Genomic DNA, 22,583 nt, shown 5'->3' on the forward strand with positions numbered 1-22,583 from the left:
CACCAGTTCATCGTGTACCTGCATCAGCATGCGGATCGACTCATCTTCAATCCCGCGGATCCAGCTGTCCACGTTGATCATGGCGCGCTTGATGATGTCGGCAGCCGTACCCTGCATGGGTGCGTTGATGGCGGCCCGTTCGGCTGCCTTGCGCAGACCGGCGTTGCGGGACTTGATATCCGGCAGATAGAGGCGACGGCCAAACAGGGTCTCGACATAGCCCTGGGCTTCCGCCTGCTGGCGGGTACGCTCCATATACTCCAGCACGCCCGGGTAGCGTTCGAAGTAGAGATCCATGTACTTCTGCGCCTCGGCACGGCCGATACCCAACTGCTTGGCCAGACCAAAGGCACTCATGCCATAGATGAGGCCGAAGTTGATCGCCTTGGCACTGCGGCGCATATCGGTGGTGACCGCATCGAGCGCCACGCCGAACACCTCGGCGGCAGTCGCCTTGTGGATGTCCTTGCCCTCGGCAAAGGCGGTCAGCAGCCCCTTGTCACCGGAAAGGTGCGCCATGATGCGCAGCTCGATCTGGGAGTAGTCCGCCGCCACCAGCTTGTAACCGGCGCTCGGGATGAAGGCCTGACGGATCCGGCGCCCCTGCTCGTTGCGCACCGGGATGTTCTGCAGGTTGGGATCAGATGATGACAAACGGCCCGTAGCCGCTACCGCCTGATGATAGGAGGTGTGTACCCGCCCGGTCCGGGGCTTGATCATGAGCGGCAACTTGTCGGTGTAGGTGGACTTGAGCTTGGCCAGCCCACGATGCTCCATCAGCAGTTGCGGCAGCTCGTAGGTCTCCGCCAGCTCGGCCAGCACCTCTTCCGCGGTGGACGGTGCCCCCTTCGGAGTCTTTTTGATGATCGGAAGGCCCAGCTTGGTGAAGAGGATCTCCCCCAGTTGCTTGGGCGAGGAGAGGTTGAACTCCTGCCCGGCCAGCTCATGGGCCTGCTTCTCCAGCTCCGCCAACCGCAGCTCGATCTCCTTGCTCTGCTGGTGCAGCAGCTTGGGATCGATAGTGGTGCCGAGCAACTCCATCCGCGCCAATACCGGCAGCAGGGGCAGTTCGATCTCGCTGAATACCTTGGCAAGGCCCGGCACGGCCTCCAGCTGACCCCACAGGGTCTGGTGCAAGCGCAAAGTGATATCGGCATCTTCCGCCGCATAGGGAGCGGCCTGCTCCAGCTCGATCTGGTTGAAGGTGAGCTGTTTCACTCCTTTGCCCGCAATATCTTCAAAGGAGGTGGTCTCGACCCCGAGGTAACGCTTGGCCAGCGAATCCATGTCGTGGCGGCTGGCGGTGGAGTTGAGCACGTAGGATTCCAGCATGGTGTCGTAGGCGATGCCCTGTAGGTCGATGTCGTGGTTGAGCAGCACGTTGCGATCGTACTTGAGGTTCTGCCCCACCTTAAGACGGGTCGGATCTTCCAACAGCGGCTTGAGCTTGCCCAACACCACGGCCTCGCTCAGCTGTACCGGTGCCCCCAGATAGTCGTGGCCAAACGGCACATAAGCAGCCTTGCCCGGCTCAACCGCGAAGGAGACGCCGACGATCCGCGCCTCCATGTAATCGAGACTGGTGGTTTCGGTATCGAAGGCAAACAGCGGTGCCGCTTTCAGCTGTTCCAGCCAGCCGTCAAACTCGGCTTCGTCCAGAATGCAGCGGTAGTCGGTTTCGATGGCGGCAACCGGAGCGGCGCTCTCATCGCCAGCTTCGTCCTGTCCGGCGCTCTCGCTCCCCTCTTCACCACCGGATTCCAGCTCCTTGATCAGGTTGCGCAGCTCGTATTCGCGATAGACCGCCAGCAGGGACTCCTTGTCGACCGGCTTGAGCAGCAGCTCTTCCAGACTCTGTTCCAGTTCGACGTCAGTCTTGATGGTCGCCAGTCGATAGGAGAGACGAACCTGCTCCTCCTGCTCGCGGAACTTGTCGGCGAACGCCTTGGAGCCACGAAAGCCGAGCGCGGCCACCTTGTCGAGGTTGGCAGCAATCTCGTCGATGCTGCCGATCCCCTGCAGCAGGGCAAGTGCAGTCTTTTCACCAACGCCGGTCATGCCGGGAATGTTGTCGACCTTGTCCCCCATCAGGGCCAGATAGTCGATGATGAGCTCGGGCGGTACGCCGAACTTCTCGATCACCCCTTCCCGATCGGTCTTCACATCTTTCATGGTGTCGATCAGGGTGACATGGTCGGAGACCAGCTGCGCCATGTCCTTGTCACCTGTGCTGATCAGCACCGGCAGCTGCTTCTCGGTCGCCTGACGGGCCAGGGTGCCGATCACGTCGTCGGCCTCCACCCCCTCCACCATCAGGAAGGGGAAACCCATCGCCTTAATCATCTGGTGGATAGGCGCGACCTGGCTGCGCAGATCGTCCGGCATGCTGGCGCGGGTCGCCTTGTATTCGGGATAGATGTCGTCGCGGAAGGTCTTGCCCTTGGCATCAAACACCACGGCCACATGACAGTCAGGATATTGCTTGCGCAGGCTGCGCATCATGTTGGCCATGACACGGACGGCGCCGCTCGGCAAACCGGTCGATGTGCGCAGATCAGCCTGCTGGGAGGCGAAGAAGGCGCGGTAAAGATAAGAGGAGCCGTCGACCAGAATAAGGGGGTTGCTAGGGGCCATGAAATCGTCCTGCCAGAGATAAACAGCCGCTAGGATGCCACAGGGCCCCCCTCACACCAAGGGGCGCAGCAACAGCACACAGCGCCTGATAAAGGGACTCAATCTGTGGATAACTCTGTGTTCAAAAATGGGGCGCATCAGGACGCACAGTGATAAAACTGTGCATAAGAATATAAAAAACCATTAAAAACAATGTGTTGGGATCGTAAAAACCGATCGTGAGACAGTTAGAATGATCTCGTTCAATGTGGAAAAAGATTTAAGGGAGTAGGTACGGCAGGATCCAAAGCGAAACAATCCTAGCACAGCAAGATGACTTGACCAGCGGAGGGCGAGCGATAACCATACAAAAGTACAACAATCCATCCTGGCTCACATTTTCAACAACGAGGAGTTTGCCATGAAAAAAGTGGCCGTGATTTTGAGTGGCTGCGGTGTCTTTGACGGGGCCGAAATCCACGAGGCCGTCATCAGCCTGCTGGCGTTGGCCCGTCAGGGAGCCGCCGTCCAGTGCTTCGCCCCGAACGTGGCGCAGCTCCATGTCATCAACCACCTGACCGGTGAAGTGAGCGAGGGAGAGAGCCGCAATGTGCTGGTCGAAGCGGCCCGCATCTGTCGTGGCCAGATAAAGGATGTGGCCGAGCTGGATGCGGCCGATTACGACGCGCTGCTGGTGCCCGGCGGCTTTGGCGCGGCCAAGAACCTGTGCGACTTCGCTATCAAAGGAGCCGAGTGCCAGATCCAGCCCGATGTGCTGAAAGCGTGCCAGAGCTTTGCCAAAGCCAACAAACCGGCCGCCTATATCTGCATCGCACCCGCCATGATCCCGCTGATCTATGGTGCCGGGACGCTGGCGACCATCGGCCATGACGAGGGTACCGCCAACGCCATCGAGGCGATGGGTGGCAGCCATCTCAACTGCCCGGTCAACGAATTCGTGGTGGATCAGGAGCGCAAGGTGATTTCGACCCCCGCCTACATGCTGGCCAACAACATAGTCGAAGCGGCAGACGGCATCGAGAAGACAGTCAAGCAGTTGCTGGCGCTATAATTCCCATCCCGCCAAAAACAGACGGGCCGCTCATGGAGCGGCCCGTTTTCAATTCTGCCTGAAGGCGATGAATTAGATGGTTTCGCCCATCTGATCCATCTTGCCCAGCAGGGCACGCAGACGCTCCTGCCATGCAGTGTGCTCGTTGCGCAGCTGATGGTTCTCGTCTTGCAGCTTGCTGTTCTGCTCTTTCAGCTCGTCCAGCTCCATCTTCAGCAGGGAGATGTTGTCGACGGCGGATTGTACTTTGGATTCGAGTTGCTCAAGGACTTCTAGTGACATATGCATACCTGTTTGTTCAATTGCGATGCCCCACAAAGGGCGATTCAAGCGCGTGAAGCCAGCATACCCCGAGCGCATCGGCACAAACAAGCCAGTGCGCTGTAAAATGCGCCTTCCATAGATGTATTGTCTAAATATGCGTCTATTTTTCTCGCATCCTGCGCCCGAGCCGCGACAACACACTGAAGCGTGCGTAAAAGACCCCGCCGCCCGCGCATCATTTGTACCCTCTCGACGGAATCGCCGTTATCCATGCAAGGCGATATAAGCCCCCAGCAACAGACAGGCGACGACATACATCAGCAGGCCGTAGAGCAGGTTCCAGCGCAGGATCAGCCCGGCACTGAGGTTGTAGCGGGAGGCCAGCGCCAGATTGGAGCCGGAGAGCGGACTGGTGCCGGTGGCAAGCCCCCATCCCAGCAGGAAACACATGCCGAGCAGGCTGGGATCCGGCGCCAGCGGCCAGAGCAGCGGCGCCAGCCCGGAGATACTGATAAGCGGATGCACCCCGACGATGGCCACCAGCAGTATCAGCAGCAGAGTGAGGGATGCCTCAAGCCAGCCAAAGTGATTGAACAGCGGCAAGCCGTGACCGGCACCGAGATCGATGACCGACAGCGCACTGTTGATGCCTGCCGCCAGCAAACCGGCCCCCAGAAACAGCACCAGCTGACCGCCGATGGCGGGGAAGCGCTCCACCACCTGCCGCTTGAGGGCCGCCTTGCGCCCGACCCTCGGCATAAAGAGCAGCGCCAGCAGCGGGGCCACCAGTGCGATCACCGCCAGAATGCCGAGCTGGGGCCAGACCTGCTTGATGAGCAGTACCAGCAGCGCCAGCGTGACCGGCAACCCCAGAGTCTGCAGCCGCAGCGGATAACCGGCAAAGTCGGCCACTCCGATCCGCTCCACCTGCCAGGCGGTCAGCCCCATCGCCAACAAGGCGGCAAGGATCCCGAACGGCAAAATATGGGAGAGCTGCAAGCCCGGCGCATAGGTGAGCGCTACCGCCATGGCGACAAAGAAAGGTGACCAGAAGGCGGCGGCACAGAAAATCCGGCTCAGCACCATCACCTGACGCCGCTCCAGGGTGCCATTACGCTCCAGCCGATCTCCGATGATAAACAGCACCGAGAGGTTGATGACAGCCCCCAGCAGATTGAGGCTGGCCATGGTGCTCCACAGCCCCTTGCGCCCGGTCCAGGAGGTGGTGCCGGTCAAGAGACCTGAGGTGGCAAGGTTGAGGGTGCTCACCGCGGCAAACATGGTGAGCATATTGATGTTGGGCAGCAGCCAGTCACCGGCGGTGAGGGGCGCGCCCTGCCACCAGGAAAAGATGAGCAGCAACAGCGCCGCGCCATACAAGGCCAGCGCCTGCCGCTTGGCGGCCCCCACCAACCAGGGCCAGGTGAGCAGCGACGCCCCCCAGGCCGCCATGGCCGCTGGCCAGGGGGAGAGTCCCAGATAGAGATGGAGCAGGTTGAGCAGCCACATCCCCAAAATCAGATAACCCGACCAACGTTTGGCCATCGACTACTCCGGCCGGGAGATCAGAGACACTGATCCATATCCAGTGAAGGCTTGTCGCACTCCGGACGGCCGACGATCTTGGCGGGTACGCCAGCGACCGTGGTATGAGGCGGCACCGGGTTGATCACCACACTGCCCGCGCCAATTTTGGCGCCCACACCCACTTCGATATTGCCGAGCACCTTGGCGCCCGCCCCTATCATCACCCCTTCGCGGATCTTGGGATGGCGATCGCCACTCTCCTTGCCGGTACCACCGAGGGTCACGCTCTGCAGGATGGAGACATCATCTTCAATCACCGCCGTCTCGCCCACCACTATGCCAGTGGCATGGTCAAACATAATCCCCTTGCCGATACGGGCGGCCGGGTGCACATCCACCCCGAACACCACCGAGATCTGGTTTTGCAGATAAAGGGCCAGCGAGCGGCGCCCCTGACGCCACAGCCAGTTGGCGACCCGATACCCCTGCAGGGCATGGAACCCCTTGAGATAGAGCAGCGGGGTGGAGAAGAGATCGACCGCAGGATCGCGCTCCTGCACGGCGCAGATGTCGGCCGCCACTACCGTCAGCAGCTCGGGCTCGCTGCGCAGGGCCAGCTCGATCACCTCGCGCAGGGCGATGGCGGGCATGGTGGCGCTGTCGAGTTTGTTGGCCAGCTGGAAGCTGAGGGCCGAACGCAGATTCTTGTGATTGAGAATGGTGGAGTGGAAGAAGCTGGCCAGCATCGGCTCCTGGGCCGCCATGCACTCCGCTTCTTGCTGAATTTTGTGCCAGGTTTTGGCAACCAGTTCATCCATGTTGCAGCCTACTGTTGTTCTGGGTGAGGGCTCTGTTGTTCTTTTGTCAGCACCGAGATGGGGTCCATGTGGATGATGACATCCATCCGCTCGAATGCCTGGCGTACCGCCAGTTCGGCTTCATCGGCGATCTGATGGGCCTTGACCAGGGGGATCTGATCATCCAGTTCAAGATGCAACTGTACGAATCGGGTCGGCCCGGATTGACGGGTGCGCAGGTCATGTACGCCGTGTACACCTTCTACGGCACAGCAGAGCGCCATTATTCTCGCTTGTTCTTCCGCTGGCAACTGACGATCGAGCAGCGCCTGCACCGCCTCGTAGCCGATGTGTCCCGCCCCCCACAGCAGGAACAGCCCGATCAGGATGGCAAACAGGCCGTCGGCCCAGTACCACCCCTGCCCCGCCAGCACCAGCGCCAGCAAGACACCGGCATTGAGCAGCAGATCGGAACGGTAGTGCAGCATGTCGGCCTTGATGGCCACACTGTTGGTCTTGCGAATAACGAAACTCTGGAAGCTGACCAGCAGCAGGGTCAGCACGATGGAGCCGCCGCTGACCCAGAGACCCGCTTCCAGCCGCAGGATAGGCGCCTGATTGAGCAGGGATGAAATTCCGTGCATCACCAGCAGCAGGGCGGAGCCGGAGATAAAGGCCGACTGGATGAGGCCCGCCAGCGACTCCGCCTTGCCGTGACCGAAGCGGTGTTCGTCATCGGCCGGGGCAAGCGCATAGCGAATGGCCAGCAGGTTGATGATGGAGGCACTCACATCCATGAAGGAGTCGGTGAGCGACGCCAGCAAGGTCGATGAGTCGGTCATCAGCCAGGCGATCAGTTTGCCGATGATCAGCAAGGTAGCGGTGGTGACCGCCGCTATGCTGGCAAAGGTCACCCAACGGGAATATTGTTGATGGCTCAAAACCGGCTTTCCTCTGGCGATGAAAAACTTATTATACCCTGACCCCGGCGTCAGTTTGGCGCGAAAATCTGCGGAATAACACCAGATGAACAGAATACTCCTGGTCGACGACGATCTTGAATTGACCCAACTGCTCACCGAAATTCTGACCCTGGAGGGATTTCAGGTCACGGTCGCCGAGGATGGTGAAGAGGGGCTGCAACGGCTGGCGGAGCAGAGCTTCGATCTGGTGTTGCTGGACGTGATGATGCCCAAGCTCAACGGCTTTGCCATGCTGACCAAGCTGCGCAAGACCCACGACACCCCGGTGCTGATGCTGACCGCCCGCGGTGACAGCCAGGATCGGGTTAACGGTCTGGAAGCGGGTGCCGACGACTATCTGGCCAAGCCGTTCGATGACAGGGAGCTGCTGGCCCGGGTACGCGCCATCCTGCGCCGTACCCAGAGCGCCCCGCCCCAGCGCGGCAACTCCTCCGACGAAGTGCACTTCATGGATATCGTGCTGCAACCCGGCCTGCAGCAGGCCCGCTGCGGCGAACAGCTGCTGGAGCTGACCGCCACCGAATTCGGGCTGCTGGAGTGCCTGCTGCGCAATCCCGGCCAGATCGTCAGCAAGAGCCACCTCTCCGAGCAGGTGCTGGGCAAGAAGCTGGAACCCTTCGATCGGGCCATCGACATGCACCTGAGCAACCTGCGCAAGAAGCTGCCGGACCGCACCGATGGCCAGCCCCGCTTCAAAACCGTACGGGGGCGCGGGTACCTGTGGCTAGAGCAAGAATAGAGCGCATCAACTCCCTCAACGGGATCTCGACCCACATCTTCCTCTGGTTCTGGTTCATGCTGCTGGTGATGCTGGCCGCCGTGATCAGCCTGCCGACCCTGGATCCCCGCAACCAGATCCCGCTGCCGACCCACGAAGTCGCGCGGATGCAGAACAACGTGCAGGCCCTGCTCAACGCCGCCGAGCCGGATCAGGATTTCGATCTGGCCAAGGCGATGGACAAGATCGCCATGCTGCCGGTGGACAACGTCTACCTGCGCGACGAGAAGGGGCAGATCCAGTCCACCACCCATCCGCGCAAGTTCGTGGTGCGCTTTATGGTGGATGCCGATGACCCGGCCAATCCCATGCTGGGCAACGAGGATCGCAAGGCGATCGCCGGCCCCTTCCTGATGGAGCACCACGGCCATCGCTATCACGTTTATTTCGGCCTCAATGCCGAGAATCCCTACCTGTTCCTGTTCATTCAGGTGCTGGATCACCCGATCCGCATTCTGGGCATCTCGATGCTGGTCAGCACCCCGCTCTGCCTGCTGCTCGCCTGGCGGCTGACCCGGCCCATCCTGCAGTTGCAGAAGTCGGTCTCCCAACTGGCGGCTGGCAATCTGGAGGTACAGATCCCCAACCTGGGACGGGGCGACGAGATCGGCCAGCTGGCGGATAACGTCAGCCGCATGGTGGAGACACTCAAGAGCATGATCCAGAAGCAGAAACAGCTGCTTTCCGATATCTCCCACGAGCTGCGCAGCCCCCTCACCCGGATGCAACTGGCGCAGGCGCTGATCCGCCGCAAGCAGGGTGACAGCGCCGAGCTGGCGCGGATCGAATCGGAGATCGGACGGCTGGACAAGCTGATCGGCGATCTGCTGGATCTGTCGCGAGTACAACAGCATGTTGAAGCCCCCATCGTGCAGCCGCTGGCCGACCTGCTGGAGCCCATCCTCGAAGATGCCATGTTCGAGGCAAACCAGAGCGGCAAACAGCTCAGACTGCCGCCGCTGCCTGCCGAGTCGATCCAGATGTGGCCCGAGCTGCTGGCCCGGGCGGTGGAGAACCCCCTGCGCAACGCCCTCAAGTATGCCCGCGAGTTCATCAAGGTGGACTGGTATCGGGAGGGACTGGAGTGGGTGATGACTATTCGGGATGATGGCCCTGGCGTGCCTGACGAGCAGCAGGCGCTGCTGTTCCAGCCCTTCTTCCGGGTGGATGATGCCCGCAACGCCAAGACTGGCGGCACCGGGCTGGGGCTGGCCATCGCCTCGGAGGCGATCCAGCGCCACGGCGGCACCATTGCGGCCAGCAACAATCATCCCACCGGGCTGACCATCACCATCCGCTTGCCCATCGCCTGATCCTTTTCATCCGGACGGGCGCTGGGTATGCTGGCGCCCCTTCTTGGCTTTACACCTCTTTGCAGGAGCTCGTCATGCTCGATATCGTCCTCTACCAGCCGGAAATTCCGCCCAACACCGGCAATATCATCCGGCTCTGCGCCAATACCGGTTACCGGCTCCATCTGATCGAGCCACTGGGGTTTGAGTGGGATGACAAGCGGGTAAAGCGGGCGGGACTCGACTATCACGAGTTTGCCGAGGTGAAGCGCTGGCCGAACTATGAGGCTTTTCTGGCCGCCGTGGCGCCCAAACGGGTGTTTGCCTGCACCACCAAGGGGCGCACCGCGCACTCGGCAGCACAATATGCCCTTGGCGACGCCCTGCTGTTTGGCCCGGAGAGTCGCGGCCTGCCCATCGAGATCATCGAGAGTCTGCCATTCGAGCAGCGGCTGCGCATCCCTATGGTGCCCCAGAGCCGCAGCATGAACCTCTCCAACGCGGTGTCTGTATTTGTCTACGAGAGCTGGCGCCAGCTCGGCTACGACGGTGCCATGTAAGCGCCACCGATGATCAGTGGCGGGCGTCGAGCAGATGCCCGCTGCGCTCCAGCCGCCAGCAAGTGACCCCCAGCGACAGACCGCGCCCCACCATCAGCGCCGCCATCGCCGCCCATAGCGCGGCCACGCCCCACGACTGACAGAGCCACCAGATCGGGAAGAAGCCGCCAAACGCGGCCAGCAACATGCTGTTGCGCATCTCCCGCGCCCGGGTCGCCCCGATGAATACGCCATCCAGCAGGAAGCACCAGACCGCCAGCAAGGGCATGGCGATCAGCCAGGGAAGCTGACGATTTGCCTCCGCCACCACGGCCGGAATGTCGGTGATATAGCCGATAAGGTGGGCACCGAAGAGGGCAAACACCAGGGTAAAACCACTGGCAATGAGGGCGGCCCAGCCCAGATTGAGCACAATGGCCTCCCGCAGTTTCTGCCGATCCCGCTGACCGATGGCTCGTCCTACCATGGCCTCCACCGCATAGGCAAAACCATCGAGTCCGTAGGAGATGAGCATCAGGAAGTTGAGCAGCACCGCATTGGCGGCCACCGCCACATCCCCCAGTCGTGCCCCTTGCAGAGTCATGAAGGCGAAACAGAGCTGCAAACAGAGGGAGCGCAGGAAGATATCGCGGTTGAGGCCGAGCAACCGCACCATGGGCGCAAGCTGCCGCCAGCGCTGCCAACCATCCTGCCACACCGTCGGCGCCAGTTGCCGCAGCTGACGGCGTACCAGCCAGATCCCGACCGCCAGCGCGCAGTAGTCCGCCATGACCGAGGCCGCCGCCACACCCCGCACCTGCCAGCCGAGCCCCAGCACAAACAGGGCATCGAGCGCCATATTGACCAGATTGGTGAGGATCAACATCACCATGGGGCTGCGGGCATCCTGCATCCCCAACAGCCAGCCCATGACCACCAGATTGCAGAGCGCCGCCGGGGCGCTCCAGATCCGCAGCGCCACATATTGGCCCGCATAGAGCTGCACCTCGGGCGAGCCGCCACTCAGGGCGATCAATCGCGGCAACAGGGGGAAGAGCAACAGAAGCAGCATCAACCCCAAGGCGATAGCCAGCCCCAGTGCCCGCAGCAGGGTATCGAGCTGGGCACGACCATCGGCGGCGCCGTGCGCCTGCGCCGTCAGCCCGGTGGTCGACATCCGCAAAAAGCCGAGCAGCCAGAAGATGAGGTTGATCAGGGTCGCGCCGACCGAAACGCCCCCCAGAAACCAGGCCTGACCGAGATGACCGATCACCCAGGTGTCCACCAGCCCCAACAAGGGGGTGGTGATATTGGAGAAAACCATGGGCAGGGCGAGCGCAAAGACAGCGCGGTGGCGAGAGGGATCTCGCCACCAGGGGGCAACAGCTGGGGTCACGCTCAGTGGCCTGCCAGCTTCAGAATGCGGGCGAAGTCAGAGAGCATGGTGGCCATCTGCACCCGGGGCACCTGACCCGGCGCCACTTGCGGACGGAATACCGCCTGCAGCTTGCCCTTGGGATTGATGAGCACGATGGAGGCGGAGTGATCGATCAGGTAATCCTTCTCCCCCTGATTGGCGATGGAGTAGATGAGCCCCAGATTGCGCACGAACGGGAACAGCTTGTCGTGGGGGGCAGTGGCCGCCTTGAACTCGGGATTGAAGAAGGCGGTATAGGTCTTGAGACGGGGAATATCGTCACGCTGGGGATCCGCCGAGATAAACACCACCTGACTGTCGGGCGCCATCTTCTTCAGCTGGTCATAGACGGAGCGCATATCTGCCAGGGTGGTGGGGCAGATATCGGGGCAGAAGGTGTAGCCGACGAACAGGAAGGTCCAGTGCCCCTTCAGGTTGGCAGGGGTGAACGGCTGGTTGTCCGCATCGGTAAAGGCGAAATCATTGATGTCCCGCCCCGCCGGATAATAATCGGCCTGTTCCGGCTGCTCTGGCTGCGTGGCGTAGAACACCAGGATCAGGCAGGCTGTCAGCAGCAGAAAGAGCAGGGGATAGCGGAGCTTCATCATAACAAGAGACCCTTTCAGTTCGAGGCAGATGGCCAGCAGTGACCGGACAAGAGGGGGGCATTGTACCCCAGCGAGCCGCCAAGGTGGTTCAACCTTGTGCAACGCCCTGTCAGGAGTCGACCATTTGGCATAATTAATCGCCAGTTGCGGCCATAAAAAAACCGGCCCCCTCGGGTGCCGGTTATGGATGGATTTGTTTGTCTCTTCTGCTCAGGGGCGAGCGTTACGCCCCTGCTGCAGCATCTTGCCGATGGCCCGCACGCCGATGGGAATCACGGGGGCCAGCCAGCCCTCTTCCCCCTGGCGATCACCGTGACCACGTTTGAACAGCAGCACCAGACGCACCACCTTCTCTTTCGGGCATCCCAGCCAGAGCGTCCAGTGCGAACCACGATGGTGCAACCAGAGACCGTAAAACCAGGTCATCCGGCTACCTTTGACAAAACGGGTGATTGACGATTCCGCTGGCGCAGCCCCAGCCTCTGAATCCCATGGCGATCTTGATGCCATACCAGTCCTCCTTGACCGACAGGTCATGTTGCTTCGTCGGCCTGAACTGGGAACAGGCCCGTCACGACTATCTGCAACCATTACGAGTGGTCCCCTTTGCCTGACAAGGCTCGGGATCTCCCCACTCCCCCTTCATATCCCGTGAAGGTGTACTGCCCGATTCTCGTTGTTACCGGCCCTCCCGTACCGACGCATTGCGATGGTCAGAGGGGGGTGCCAAGCCCTGTCTCGGCGACAGGGCACTGATCTGAGCATATATCTGAAATGGATGATTGGTAGCCGGTCGCGCAGGACAAAAATGCCGCCGCCGATGATCTGTTTGATATGACAGGGAAAGTGCGCCAGAAACAGCACGGCCTCCCGAAGGAGGCCGTGTGGCAAACGCAGTTGGCGGAGATGATTACATCCAGTCGGCGTTGCGGATTACCCCGACAGCCAGCCCCTCGATGGTGAGCTGCTGGCAGGAGAGATCCACCTCGATGGGGGAGAGCTCTTCATTCTCCGGCAGTAGCCATACCTGACTGCCCTTGCGCTGGAAGCGCTTGACGGTGACATCCTCATCGAGACGGGCCACTACCACCTGACCGTTGCGCACCTCCTGGGTCTTGTGCACAGCCAGCAGATCGCCATCCAGAATGCCGATGTTCTTCATGCTCATCCCCTGCACCCGCAGCAGAAAATCAGCGCGCGGGTGGAACAGGGCGGGATCAACCTGATAGTGGCTCTCGATATGCTCCTGAGCCAGGATGGGTTCACCGGCAGCCACCTTGCCGATGAGCGGCAGGCCGCTCTCTTCCAGCACCTCTTCCTCTTCGAGCAACAGGCGAATGCCGCGGGACGTGCCCGGCATGATCTCGATGACCCCTTTTTTGGCCAGGGCCTTCAGATGTTCTTCGGCCGCATTGGCCGACTTGAAACCAAGCTTCTGGGCAATCTCGGCACGAGTCGGCGGCATACCGGTCTCGCTCATGTTCACCTTGATCAGCTCCAGCACTTCGGCCTGGCGGGGGGTAAGGGGTTTCATAGAATTGGCACCTGTCTTTTTATACAGCACACTGGCAGTATATACAGTGCAGTGGCCAAGGCAAGGCGCAGCTGACATTTGTCGCAACCAACCCCTCATTTACTGCTGTTTTGATCCTGCGCAGCCGACTCATCGTACCTCTCGGCGACAAGGGGCTGTCGATTTGCTATGCTCACGCCGCATTTTTTTGGAGAGCAGACGCACATGTCCCTAGGACAGAAGATTTCCAGAGCCATCTTGCAATGGCCGGTCAGCGGCTTGGTCAATCACAAGAGCCTGCCGGAAAATCCCATCACAGAACTCAATCTGGATCCGGCCAGACCCATCGTCTATGCCCTGAAAACCAGTTCGATCACCGACCTGATGACCCTGCAGCAGTGCTGCGAGGATCTCGGTCTGCCCGGTCCCTTCACGCCGCTGGAACTGAACGGCCAGCTGCTGCCGCGCTATGTCTGTCTGGATCGTCCGCCTCCCCTGTTTGGCAAACGCAGCAAACCGCTCCCCTTCCTGCAGGAGTTCCACCAGCTGTTGGATCTGCACAAGCAGGATCCCGAGCTGGATATCCAGGTGGTGCCCGTCACCTTGTTCTGGGGCCGCGCTCCGGGTCGGGAAGGGGAAGAAGCCTCCGGCCTCAACATCATCAGTAGCCTGGCGCCGAATCGGCTGAAGAAGGCGCTTATCGTGATCCTCAAGGGTCGCGAAAATCTGGTGCGCTTCTCGCCGCCGCTCTCCCTGCGCTACATGGCCGACAAGCACGGCACCGACGAGGCGATCGCCCACAAGCTGGCACGAGTGGCCCGTACCCACTTCAGCCGCCAGCAGCTGGCCGCCACCGGCCCGAAACTGCCGAACCGCAACCTGCTGTTCAAGCAGTTGCTCGACTCCGCGGTGATCCAGCAGGCGATTGAAGAGGAGGCCCAGCGCGAAGGGATCAGCCTCGAGAAGGCGCAAAAGCGTGCCCATGGCTACATGGACGAGATCGCCTCCAACTTCTCTTACCGGCTGATCCGCCTGGGCGAGAGCTTCCTCGGCTGGCTGTGGAACAAACTCTACCGCGGTTTGTCGGTCAATGGCGCCGAGAAGGTACGCCAGCTGGCGCAGGAAGGGCACGAGATCGTCTACGTCCCCTGCCACCGCAGCCACATGGACTACCTGCTGCTCTCCTACGTCATCTACCACCAGGGGATGGTGCCACCCCATATCGCGGCAGGCATCAACCTCAACTTCTGGCCGGCGGGCCCGATTTTCCGCCACGGCGGCGCCTTCTTCATTCGCCGCACCTTCAAGGGCAACCCGCTCTACAGCACGGTATTCCGGGAATACCTCAACCTGCTGTTTGCCAAGGGTTACTCGGTAGAATTCTTCACCGAAGGTGGTCGCTCCCGTACCGGCCGTCTGCTACCGCCCAAGACCGGCATGCTGGCGATGACCCTGCAGGCAATGATGCGCGGGCTGGACAGGCCGGTCACTCTGGTGCCGGTCTATCTGGGTTACGAGCACGTGATGGAGGTGAACACCTACCACAACGAGCTCAAGGGTAGCCGCAAGGAGAAAGAGAGCTTCCTGCAGGTGCTCGGCATCTTGCGCAAGCTGCGCAACTACGGCCGTGGTTTCGTCAACTTCGGCGAACCGCTGACCCTCAACAGCTACCTGAGCGAACACATCCCCGACTGGAAAAAGCACATCGGGGAAGAGGAGCGTCCGGAGTGGATGGCGGGCACCGTCAACAATCTGGCCGAACTGCTGATGACCCGCATCAACGGCGCTGCCGCGGTCAACGGCCTGACCCTGAGCGCGCTGGCGCTGCTGGCGGCCGAGCGCCACGCCCTGACCCGCGACGAATTGCAGGCCCAGCTCAACACCTATCTGGATCTGCTCAAAGCGGTGCCCTACAGCCCGCAGAGCACCATTCCGGATGAGGATGCCAAGACCTTGCTGGATCAGGCGATGGAGCTCAACAAGTTCGAGGTGAGCGAGGACAAACTGGGGCAGATCATCAGTCTGGACCGCTATCAGGCGATCCTGCTGACCTACTACCGCAACAACATCCTCCACCTGTTCGCCATGCCCTCTCTGGTGGCGGCACTGATCGAACGGTGCGAGGGGATCTCCCGCAGCGAGATCATGGCCCGCTGCATCGACATCTATCCGCTGCTCAAGACCGAGCTGTTCCTGCGTTATGAAGAGGAGGAGCTGCCGGCGCTGGTCGACAGCTTGCTCGACGCCCTGCAAACCCAGCAGCTGATCGAGACCCGCGATGACGGCTACTGGGTCAATCCGGCCAACCAGATGCGCCTGCTGCTGCTGGCGGAGAGCATTCAGGAGACCCTGCAACGCTACGCCATCGTGCTGACCCGGGTGCTGGCCCAGCCTCATATCGAAGCAGAGCAACTGGAAGCGGACGGCCTGATGATGGCAGAGCGCCTCGGCACCCTGCACGGCATCAACGCCCCCGAGTTCTTCGACCAGAAGCTGTTCAGCACCCTGATCCATACGCTGCGCAAGGAGGGTTACCTCTCTCCCGAGTGCAAGCCGGATCTCGGCCGCTTCCAGGCGCTGGCCGACAACATAGTACCGCTGCTGAGCAACAAGATCCGCCGCACCATTCAGGCAGGCAATCAGCTCTAATCTGCAACGCAAACAAAGAAGGCCGCATGATGCGGCCTTCTTTTTTATCGGAGTCTGCACGGGAACATGTCACGCCAGCAGGTAATCGAGCACCAGACCGGCAAACACCAGCGCCCCCACATAGTTGTTGTTGAGAAACGCCTGGAAGCAGGCTTCCCGCTGCCGCTCACGAATGAGCCGCTGCTGATAGACAAACAGCACCGCCGCTCCCAGCAATCCCCAGTAATACCAGCCCCCCAGCGTCATCAGTTGCCCGACCGCCAGCAACAGCAGCAGCGTCGATAGTTGCAGTGCGCCGATGATCCGCTTGTCGTAACGACCAAACAGGATGGCGCTGGATTTGAGGCCGATCTTGAGGTCGTCATCCCGATCCACCATGGCGTACTGGGTGTCGTAAGCCACGGTCCAGAGCAGGTTGGCAAAGAAGAGCAGCCAGGCCACCAGCGGCAGGGCATCCGCCTGCGCCGCATAGGCCATCGGGATCGACCAGGAGAAGGCCATCCCGAGCACCAGCTGGGGATTCGAGATAAAGCGCTTCATGAAGGGGTAACTCACCGCCAGCAGCAGGGCGACAAACGACAGGCCGATGGTGAGCGGATTCATGGTCAGCACCAGACCAAACGAGATAAGCGCCAGCACGAAGAAGAGCGCCAACACCTCCCACGGCTTGACCCTACCCGTAGGCAAGGGGCGACCAGCGGTGCGTTTGACGTGGCCATCGAAGTTGCGATCCGCATAATCGTTGATCACGCACCCTGCCGAGCGCATCAGAAAGACCCCGACCACAAACACGGTCAGCACCCAGAGATTGGGCAGGCCACCAGCGGCCAGCCAGAGCGCCCACAGGGTTGGCCACAGCAGCAGCAGAGTGCCTATGGGTTTGTCGACGCGGGCCAACTGCATGTAGGCAAGTCCCCGCTCCTTGGTTAACAGATTCACTCCAGCTCCTTGTCACAGACGAGAGAGGGCAGAAACAGCTCGTGCACCAGCAGTGGCCACTGCCCCAGAAACAGACGGGAACGACGCCCCCAGACAGTGGCGGCCGGGCAACGGGGATTGGCGGCAATATCGAAACGGGCCAGTTGCAGATGATCGCGGCGGGCAGGCTCATGGCCAAATACCCGCTCACCCAGCGGCTGCTCGCCAAGCTCGGCAATGCCGCTCCCTTGCAGTGCGTCATCGGCAAACAGGGTCCAGCCCAGCACGGCGGGCCCACGATCCCCGTGCAGGATCACCTCGCGGCAGGTACCGGCCGGCGAGGCCGAATCCACCAGCCACTGCTCATCGGCAGTAAGGGCGACCGGGTGATTGCCCAGCCACTCCACCGAAAAATGGCGATTATGCTGACGCAGCCGCCGGGTCATGGAGCCGGGCTCCAGCAGCCAGGGGCGCAAGCTGGCGGGCAATTCGCAACATTCGGGGGCCAGCCACCCGCTTAACGGCGTGAGGGGAACAGTCAACTCGGACTTCACAGCTTCACCATCCAGAGATTTCCGTGTTCAGGTTAAAATCCGGTTTATTATCCGTAAATCAATAGCGAAATGTAAGAACATCCGTGCTTGACGGCCCCGATGGCAACATCAAAAATGGGTTATATCTTGCTGATGAGCCATCTATATGAAGATATTCAAAATTCTGCTGGTGTTGTTACTGAGCTGTGGCGCCCTGCAGCAGCAAGCTCTGGCTGAAGATGAGCCGCCCGCCGAGGGCACGGAGGGGGCTGCCAAGCCCGGTTTCTCCTACCACGCGCTCGATCCCGACATCATCACCAACTACCTGAGTGATAGCAAAACCCTCGGTTATATCCGGGTCACGGTAGAGCTGATGGCGGAAAACGAAGCCGACCTCAAACTGCTGGAGCAGCATGACCCGCTGATCCGCGATGCCATCATCCGTCTGATTGGCAGCAAAAATGCCGATCAAGTGAAGTCCCTGACCAACAGAGAAGAGCTGCGCAAGGAGTGCGAGACAACCGTCAACGAACTGCTGGTGAAAGAGACCGGCAAGAAAGCGGTGCGCGAGCTTATCTTCACCAAGTTCCTCTACCAATAATCCCTCCCGAAACAATCGCTTATTGGCATATCGGCCAATAAGCGAGCTTTGCCGGTTTATTCGAAATGAAAATCGATTACAATACGGCCGTCAAGTCGTAGAGGTAGTCGTTATGGGCAGCAAAACCCTGTGTGAATGGCGCCGTCACGAGATCCCCACCGATCTCAAGGCGCTGCGCAAGATAGTCCGCAAACCCAAGTTTGTCTGCAGCAAATGTGCCCGCAGTGCCAATGACAAGGGTTACCTCTGCCAGCCGCTGCGTTTGAAAGAGGAGTAACGCCCCTCCCTGTCAGGGCGTTATTGATCGGTCCACCCCTGACGCCCCTGTTCGAACAATCTGCGTGCCTGGGTATCATTCGGGCAGACACCGCGATACTCCTCGCCTGAGCGGCCAGCCAGATAGAGGTGCTCGGGGCGGCAATACCATGCCAATCCCTTCTGATGTCCCTGCTTCCACAGTTCGGGATCCACCTTCTTGCCACACTGGCCCTGATGGAACTCGATCCGCTCGGTGGTGAAGCCCAGCTTGCCATCCGCCTCCCCCACCTCACTCCACACCTTCTCGCAGGGATCATCGTTGGAGACACAGCCACCCAGCAGGGCAGCCAACAATATGATGGAGAGTCGCATAGTCATCCTTGAGCGTCATTTGGGCAGTTCATTCTACCCAGCGGCCCGCCCCTGACCAAGGACGAACACTCAGCCATGTGAGCGCGGCAAAAAAATCAGGCGGGCCCAAAGCCCGCCTGTTCGTTCAATGCCGTGGTTCACTGGTCATCGAAAGTGTCATCATCCTGCCAGCTTTCATCTTCCCACTGATCCAGCTCTTCTTCCCAGGAGTCCGGCTCCCAATCATCATCAGAGGAGTCGTAATCTGGCTTGTGTCCACCCATCTTCACTCTCCTTGGATAGTTCACCCGCACTCCAATTTTATCCGGAATTATCGGGCTCGCCAGTCAAGGGGAGTTCAAAGTTTGACCAGAGTCCGGCCGGCGATCTGGCCTTGCGTAATGGCCTCGGCGGCCTCCACTACCTGCTCCAGCCCAATTTCGGTAACCGCCTGTTCAAAGAAGCTGGCGGGAAGATCCCGTGCCAGTCGCTGCCATGCCAGTTGACGACGTTCAAACGGGCACATCACCGAATCGACCCCCTGCAGTCGCACATTGCGCAGGATGAAGGGCATCACACTGGTCGGCAGATCGAAGCCACCCGCCAGCCCGCAGGCCGCCACGGCGCCGCCATAGCTCATCTGAGCCAGCAGCTTGGCCAGCACCTGACTGCCGACGGTATCGATGGCACCGGCCCACAGCTGCTTCTCCAGCGGTTTGGCAGGCGCCAGCAGCTCGCTGCGCGGCACGATGCGGCTGGCACCCAACGCAGTGAGCATGGCGCCCTGCTCTTCCGGACGACCGGTCAGCGCAGCCACCTGATAGCCAAGGGCTGCCAGCAGGGCAACCGAGGTGGCCCCCACGCCGCCTGCCGCACCGGTGACCAGCACCTCGCCACTTGCGGGAGTAATACCCGCCTCTTCCAGCGCCAGCACGCAGAGCATGGCGGTGAGACCGGCGGTACCGATGCACATGGCCTGGCGCTCATCCAGCCCGGCGGGCAACGGCACCAGCCAGTCCCCCTTGACCCGCGCCTGTTCGGCCATGCCGCCCCAGTGCCCTTCGCCCACGCCCCAACCGGTCAGCACCACCTTGTCGCCGGGCTGATAGCGGCTGTCGGCAGACTCGAGCACGGTACCGGCGAAGTCGATACCGGGCACCAGCGGCCACTGACGCACAATCTTGCCCTTGCCGGTGATGGCCAACCCATCCTTGTAGTTGATCGAGCTGTAAGCGACCGCCACCCGCACTTCACCTTCCGGCAACTGGCTCTCGGTCAGCCGAGTCAGTGTCGGAACAGTCTTGCCGTCTTGGTTTTCCAGTAACAGAGCCTTGAACATGGTTGCCTCTTTGATGACGTGTGAAACGGGGATCAGCTGCTTTGACGCTTTTGCAGTTGAAAATCGAGAGCCAGCGCGGTGCTCATCATGGGTTCAGTCGTTCTCCAGCGCGGTGAGGCAGTGCGAGAGAGTACGCGCCAGCGCTCCCTGATTGCGCAGCACCACGGCGCGGGCCTGCTCGCCCATCTCGCGGCGGGTGCTCTCGTCGGCAAACAGCTGGCTCACCTGCTCGCCCAGCTCGGCGGCATCGGCCACGATGGCGGCGCCCCCCTGAGCCACCAGCTGGCGAGTGATATCGCTGAAGTTGAAGTAAGCGGGACCCGTCAGGCAGGGCTTGCCGAGGGCTGCCGGCTCCAGCAGATTATGACCGCCGATCTTCACCAGACTGCCGCCAACGAAGGCCACATCGGCCGCCGCCAGCATCAGCGGCAGCTCGCCCATGGTATCGCCGAGGTAGACCTTATCCTCCGCACTCACCGCAGCACCATCAGTGCGCCGCACGCAGCCGTAAGGGGCACACTGCTCGGCCACCCGGTCGAACCGCTCGGGGTGACGCGGCACCAGAATGAGCAGCGCATCGGGATGGCGTTTGAGCAGCAGATCGAAAGCGGCCAGCACCTGCTCGTCCTCACCTTGATGGGTGCTGGCGGCGATCCAGACCGGCCGCTCGGCGCCGAGCTGCTGGCGCAGGGCGCGCCCTTTGGCCTGCACCTCGTCACCAAACTGGATGTCGAACTTGATGGAGCCGGTCACCGCCAGCCGCGAACGATCGATGCCGAGGCGGGCGAAGCGGTCGGCGTCATCCTGATGCTGACAGAGCAGATGGGTCAGCGGCCGGCTCAGGGCATCGAAGGCGCCGTGGAAGCGGGCATAACGCTGGCAGGAACGCTCGGAGAGGCGGGCGTTGATGATGGTCACCGGCAGGTGGCGCGCCTCGCAGGCGGCCAGCCAGTTCGGCCACAGCTCGGTCTCCATCACCCAGAGCGCGCGCGGCTTGAAGGTGTCGAGAAAGGCGGCAATGGCCCAGGGGTAGTCGAGCGGCGCGTAGCGATGGATCACCAGATCCCCCAGCCTGGCAGCCTGATCGGCGCCGGTGCGGGTGGTGGTGGTGAGCAGGATCGGCAGATCGGGCCGCTCCGCCTTGAGGGCACGAATGAGCGGCGTGATGGCCAGCGTCTCCCCCACGCTCACCGCATGGATCCAGAGCGGCGCCTCCTGTCCGGTGGCGGGCAGCCGTCCGAGATGCTCGGCCCAGCGCTTGCCAAAGCCGGGCTTGCCTTTCTTCGGCTTGTAGAGGGCCAGCAGTGCCAGCGGCAATCCCAGATGGATCAGCAGGTTGTAGAGCAGACGGTAGGGCATCTTACTGACTCTGCTCCAGCTTCTTGCAGGCATCGACCACCTGCTCCGGCGCCAGGTCGATCAGGCACTTGAGATGGCCGAACTTGCAGGTGCGCTTGAAGCAGGGGCGGCACTCGATGTCGGTGTGAACGATCTCGACCCGATCTGCCAGCGGCGGGGTGTAGAGCGGCGAAGTGGAGCCATAGACGCCCACCAGCGGCCGGTTGAGGGCGGCGGCGATGTGCATCAGGCCGGAGTCGTTGGAGATGACCCGGCTGGCCAGCGCCATCAGATCGATCGCCTCGTGCAGGCTGGTCTTGCCCGCCAGCACGTGGCAGTTGGGGCGAGTCAGCAGGTTGACCCGATCCCGGATGGTATTGGCCACCGGCACATCCTTGTTGGAGCCGAAGATCCACACCTGCCACCCCTCGTCCAGATGCTGTTGGGCCACCACGGCGTAGTGCCCTTCCGGCCAGCGCTTGGCCGGGCCGAACTCGGCACCGGGGCAGAGCACCAGCACCGGACGGGCGCGATCCAGTCCCAGCCGCTCCAGCGCCTTGCTCTGGTTTATCAGATCGACATGGAGCGCCGGATGCGGAATGGTCGGAATATCGGCCCGGCTCTTCATCTGCTCCTTGGGATAAGCGAGCGCCAGATAGCCCTCCACCATCAGCGGGAAGGCGGACTTGTTGCTGCGCAGGTCGTTGAGCAGGCCGTAGCGGCTCTCGCCCTTCCAGCCGGTACGCACCGGAATGCGAGCAAACCAGGGGATCAGCGCCGACTTCATGGAGTTGGGCTGGACGATGGCCTGATCGTATTTTTCGGCGGCCAGCTGCTTGCCGAGGCGGCGGCGTGCCACCAGCTTGAAGTCACCGTGGCCAAGGGGCATGGTGATCGCCTTGTCCACCTCCGGCATCCGCTCCAGCAGGGCGCAGCACCAGGCGGGGGCCATCACGTGCAGTTCGCACTCCGGATGGTTGGCCTTGATCGCCTTGTAGAGACTCTGGGACATCACCATATCGCCGACCCAGGAGGGGCCGATCACCAATATTTTCATCACGCGTCTTCTCTCGGGACTGGCCCGGCCGTTAATCATCACTGGGCGAGATTATGCCCCAAGAATGACTGGATAAATAACAGAAGATCCTTGCCAAACGCTGCTGCCACCTCATTTTTCCAACAGTGGCCCTCTT

Annotated in this window: 23 protein-coding genes (1 of these 23 cut by a window edge); 7 read left to right on the forward strand and 16 right to left on the reverse strand. The window is 61.3% G+C overall.

Annotation, left to right across the window (positions count from 1 at the left end; all coding sequences use genetic code 11):
* Positions 1-2,634, reverse strand: partial view of a DNA polymerase I gene (polA, locus tag ACTG2U_RS12460; RefSeq protein ID WP_439974548.1) — the 5' portion only. It extends 132 nt beyond the left edge of the window; only the first 2,634 of its 2,766 coding nucleotides appear in the window; its start codon is at positions 2,632-2,634; the stop codon falls past the left edge of the window.
* A gap of 400 nt (positions 2,635-3,034) precedes the next feature.
* On the opposite strand from polA, the gene elbB reads away from it, so the two are divergent.
* On the forward strand, positions 3,035-3,685 hold the full coding sequence (gene elbB / locus ACTG2U_RS12465; protein ID WP_005339556.1) for an isoprenoid biosynthesis glyoxalase ElbB: 651 nt from the start codon (positions 3,035-3,037) through the stop codon (positions 3,683-3,685).
* Positions 3,686-3,757: 72 nt separating this feature from the next.
* Here elbB and ACTG2U_RS12470 read toward each other — a convergent pair whose 3' ends face one another.
* The 4 genes from ACTG2U_RS12470 to fieF form a co-directional block, all read right to left on the reverse strand.
* A complete protein-coding gene (locus tag ACTG2U_RS12470) occupies positions 3,758-3,967 on the reverse strand; it encodes a cell division protein ZapB (protein ID WP_005339554.1) in 210 nt (69 codons plus the stop codon).
* 246 nt (positions 3,968-4,213) lie between these two features.
* The gene (locus ACTG2U_RS12475; protein WP_439974549.1) at positions 4,214-5,494 is read right to left on the reverse strand and encodes a hypothetical protein; all 1,281 of its coding nucleotides are present in this window, start codon (positions 5,492-5,494) and stop codon (positions 4,214-4,216) included.
* Positions 5,495-5,514: 20 nt separating this feature from the next.
* On the reverse strand, positions 5,515-6,294 hold the full coding sequence (gene cysE, locus ACTG2U_RS12480) for a serine O-acetyltransferase (protein ID WP_005339552.1): 780 nt from the start codon (positions 6,292-6,294) through the stop codon (positions 5,515-5,517).
* Positions 6,295-6,302: 8 nt separating this feature from the next.
* Positions 6,303-7,214, reverse strand: coding sequence for a cation efflux pump FieF (gene fieF, locus ACTG2U_RS12485; RefSeq protein ID WP_058057054.1), 912 nt, complete (start codon positions 7,212-7,214; stop codon positions 6,303-6,305).
* Positions 7,215-7,299: 85 nt separating this feature from the next.
* Here fieF and ACTG2U_RS12490 point away from each other — a divergent pair, with 85 nt between their 5' ends.
* The 3 genes from ACTG2U_RS12490 to trmL all read left to right on the forward strand — a co-directional run bounded on the left by ACTG2U_RS12490 (position 7,300) and on the right by trmL (position 9,886).
* The gene (locus ACTG2U_RS12490; RefSeq protein WP_005339549.1) at positions 7,300-7,995 is read left to right on the forward strand and encodes a response regulator; all 696 of its coding nucleotides are present in this window, start codon (positions 7,300-7,302) and stop codon (positions 7,993-7,995) included.
* Positions 7,977-9,347, forward strand: coding sequence for an ATP-binding protein (locus tag ACTG2U_RS12495; protein ID WP_005357421.1), 1,371 nt, complete (start codon positions 7,977-7,979; stop codon positions 9,345-9,347). Before ACTG2U_RS12490 ends, ACTG2U_RS12495 begins: the two co-directional genes overlap by 19 nt.
* Before the next feature lie 74 nt (positions 9,348-9,421).
* Positions 9,422-9,886 (forward strand): tRNA (uridine(34)/cytosine(34)/5-carboxymethylaminomethyluridine(34)-2'-O)-methyltransferase TrmL, encoded by a 465-nt coding sequence (gene trmL / locus ACTG2U_RS12500; protein WP_064335101.1) that lies wholly within the window; start codon positions 9,422-9,424, stop codon positions 9,884-9,886.
* A gap of 13 nt (positions 9,887-9,899) precedes the next feature.
* Here trmL and dinF read toward each other — a convergent pair whose 3' ends face one another.
* From dinF to lexA, 4 genes are all read right to left on the reverse strand, one after another.
* The gene (gene dinF / locus ACTG2U_RS12505; RefSeq protein ID WP_439974550.1) at positions 9,900-11,261 is read right to left on the reverse strand and encodes an MATE family efflux transporter DinF; all 1,362 of its coding nucleotides are present in this window, start codon (positions 11,259-11,261) and stop codon (positions 9,900-9,902) included.
* A 2-nt stretch (positions 11,262-11,263) separates the two neighbouring features.
* Complete coding sequence (locus ACTG2U_RS12510) at positions 11,264-11,890, reverse strand: SCO family protein (RefSeq protein ID WP_005339543.1); 627 nt, start codon at positions 11,888-11,890, stop codon at positions 11,264-11,266.
* Positions 11,891-12,100: 210 nt separating this feature from the next.
* Positions 12,101-12,316 carry a hypothetical protein gene (locus ACTG2U_RS12515; RefSeq protein ID WP_019446524.1) on the reverse strand — a complete coding sequence of 72 codons (216 nt, stop codon included), beginning with the start codon at positions 12,314-12,316 and terminating at the stop codon, positions 12,101-12,103.
* Positions 12,317-12,800: 484 nt separating this feature from the next.
* Complete coding sequence (lexA, locus tag ACTG2U_RS12520) at positions 12,801-13,424, reverse strand: transcriptional repressor LexA (RefSeq protein ID WP_005339540.1); 624 nt, start codon at positions 13,422-13,424, stop codon at positions 12,801-12,803.
* 204 nt (positions 13,425-13,628) lie between these two features.
* On the opposite strand from lexA, the gene plsB reads away from it, so the two are divergent.
* Positions 13,629-16,052: a glycerol-3-phosphate 1-O-acyltransferase PlsB gene (gene plsB / locus ACTG2U_RS12525; protein ID WP_019446525.1), complete on the forward strand. Its 2,424-nt coding sequence runs from the start codon at positions 13,629-13,631 to the stop codon at positions 16,050-16,052.
* Between the two features lie 69 nt (positions 16,053-16,121).
* Here the strand turns inward: plsB and ubiA are convergent, their stop codons facing one another.
* Together ubiA and ACTG2U_RS12535 are read right to left on the reverse strand one after the other, a co-directional pair.
* Positions 16,122-16,991, reverse strand: coding sequence for a 4-hydroxybenzoate octaprenyltransferase (gene ubiA / locus ACTG2U_RS12530; RefSeq protein ID WP_005339536.1), 870 nt, complete (start codon positions 16,989-16,991; stop codon positions 16,122-16,124).
* On the reverse strand, positions 16,988-17,524 hold the full coding sequence (locus ACTG2U_RS12535; RefSeq protein ID WP_005339534.1) for a chorismate--pyruvate lyase family protein: 537 nt from the start codon (positions 17,522-17,524) through the stop codon (positions 16,988-16,990). Before ACTG2U_RS12535 ends, ubiA begins: the two co-directional genes overlap by 4 nt.
* A 145-nt stretch (positions 17,525-17,669) precedes the next feature.
* Between ACTG2U_RS12535 and ACTG2U_RS12540 the strand changes: the two genes are divergently transcribed.
* A complete protein-coding gene (locus ACTG2U_RS12540) occupies positions 17,670-18,104 on the forward strand; it encodes a flagellar basal body-associated protein FliL (RefSeq protein ID WP_040069400.1) in 435 nt (144 codons plus the stop codon).
* A gap of 112 nt (positions 18,105-18,216) precedes the next feature.
* Positions 18,217-18,381 carry a hypothetical protein gene (locus tag ACTG2U_RS12545; protein ID WP_005339525.1) on the forward strand — a complete coding sequence of 55 codons (165 nt, stop codon included), beginning with the start codon at positions 18,217-18,219 and terminating at the stop codon, positions 18,379-18,381.
* 20 nt (positions 18,382-18,401) lie between these two features.
* On the opposite strand, the gene ACTG2U_RS12550 is transcribed toward ACTG2U_RS12545, so the two are convergent.
* From ACTG2U_RS12550 to waaF, 5 genes are all read right to left on the reverse strand, one after another.
* Entirely contained in the window at positions 18,402-18,734 is a 333-nt protein-coding gene (locus ACTG2U_RS12550; protein ID WP_042054791.1) for a DUF2799 domain-containing protein, read from the reverse strand.
* Positions 18,735-18,871: 137 nt separating this feature from the next.
* Positions 18,872-18,997, reverse strand: a complete 126-nt coding sequence (locus tag ACTG2U_RS12555; protein WP_005339521.1) for a hypothetical protein — start codon at positions 18,995-18,997, stop codon at positions 18,872-18,874.
* Between the two features lie 74 nt (positions 18,998-19,071).
* A complete protein-coding gene (acuI, locus tag ACTG2U_RS12560; RefSeq protein ID WP_439974551.1) occupies positions 19,072-20,052 on the reverse strand; it encodes an acrylyl-CoA reductase (NADPH) in 981 nt (326 codons plus the stop codon).
* Between the two features lie 93 nt (positions 20,053-20,145).
* Complete coding sequence (gene waaA, locus ACTG2U_RS12565) at positions 20,146-21,411, reverse strand: lipid IV(A) 3-deoxy-D-manno-octulosonic acid transferase (protein WP_439974552.1); 1,266 nt, start codon at positions 21,409-21,411, stop codon at positions 20,146-20,148.
* Position 21,412: 1 nt separating this feature from the next.
* Positions 21,413-22,447 (reverse strand): lipopolysaccharide heptosyltransferase II, encoded by a 1,035-nt coding sequence (waaF, locus tag ACTG2U_RS12570; RefSeq protein ID WP_064335094.1) that lies wholly within the window; start codon positions 22,445-22,447, stop codon positions 21,413-21,415.
* Positions 22,448-22,583: the final 136 nt, after the last annotated feature.

It is taken from the genome of Aeromonas sp. 95A (assembly GCF_051919235.1).
GTDB lineage: Bacteria > Pseudomonadota > Gammaproteobacteria > Enterobacterales > Aeromonadaceae > Aeromonas > Aeromonas veronii.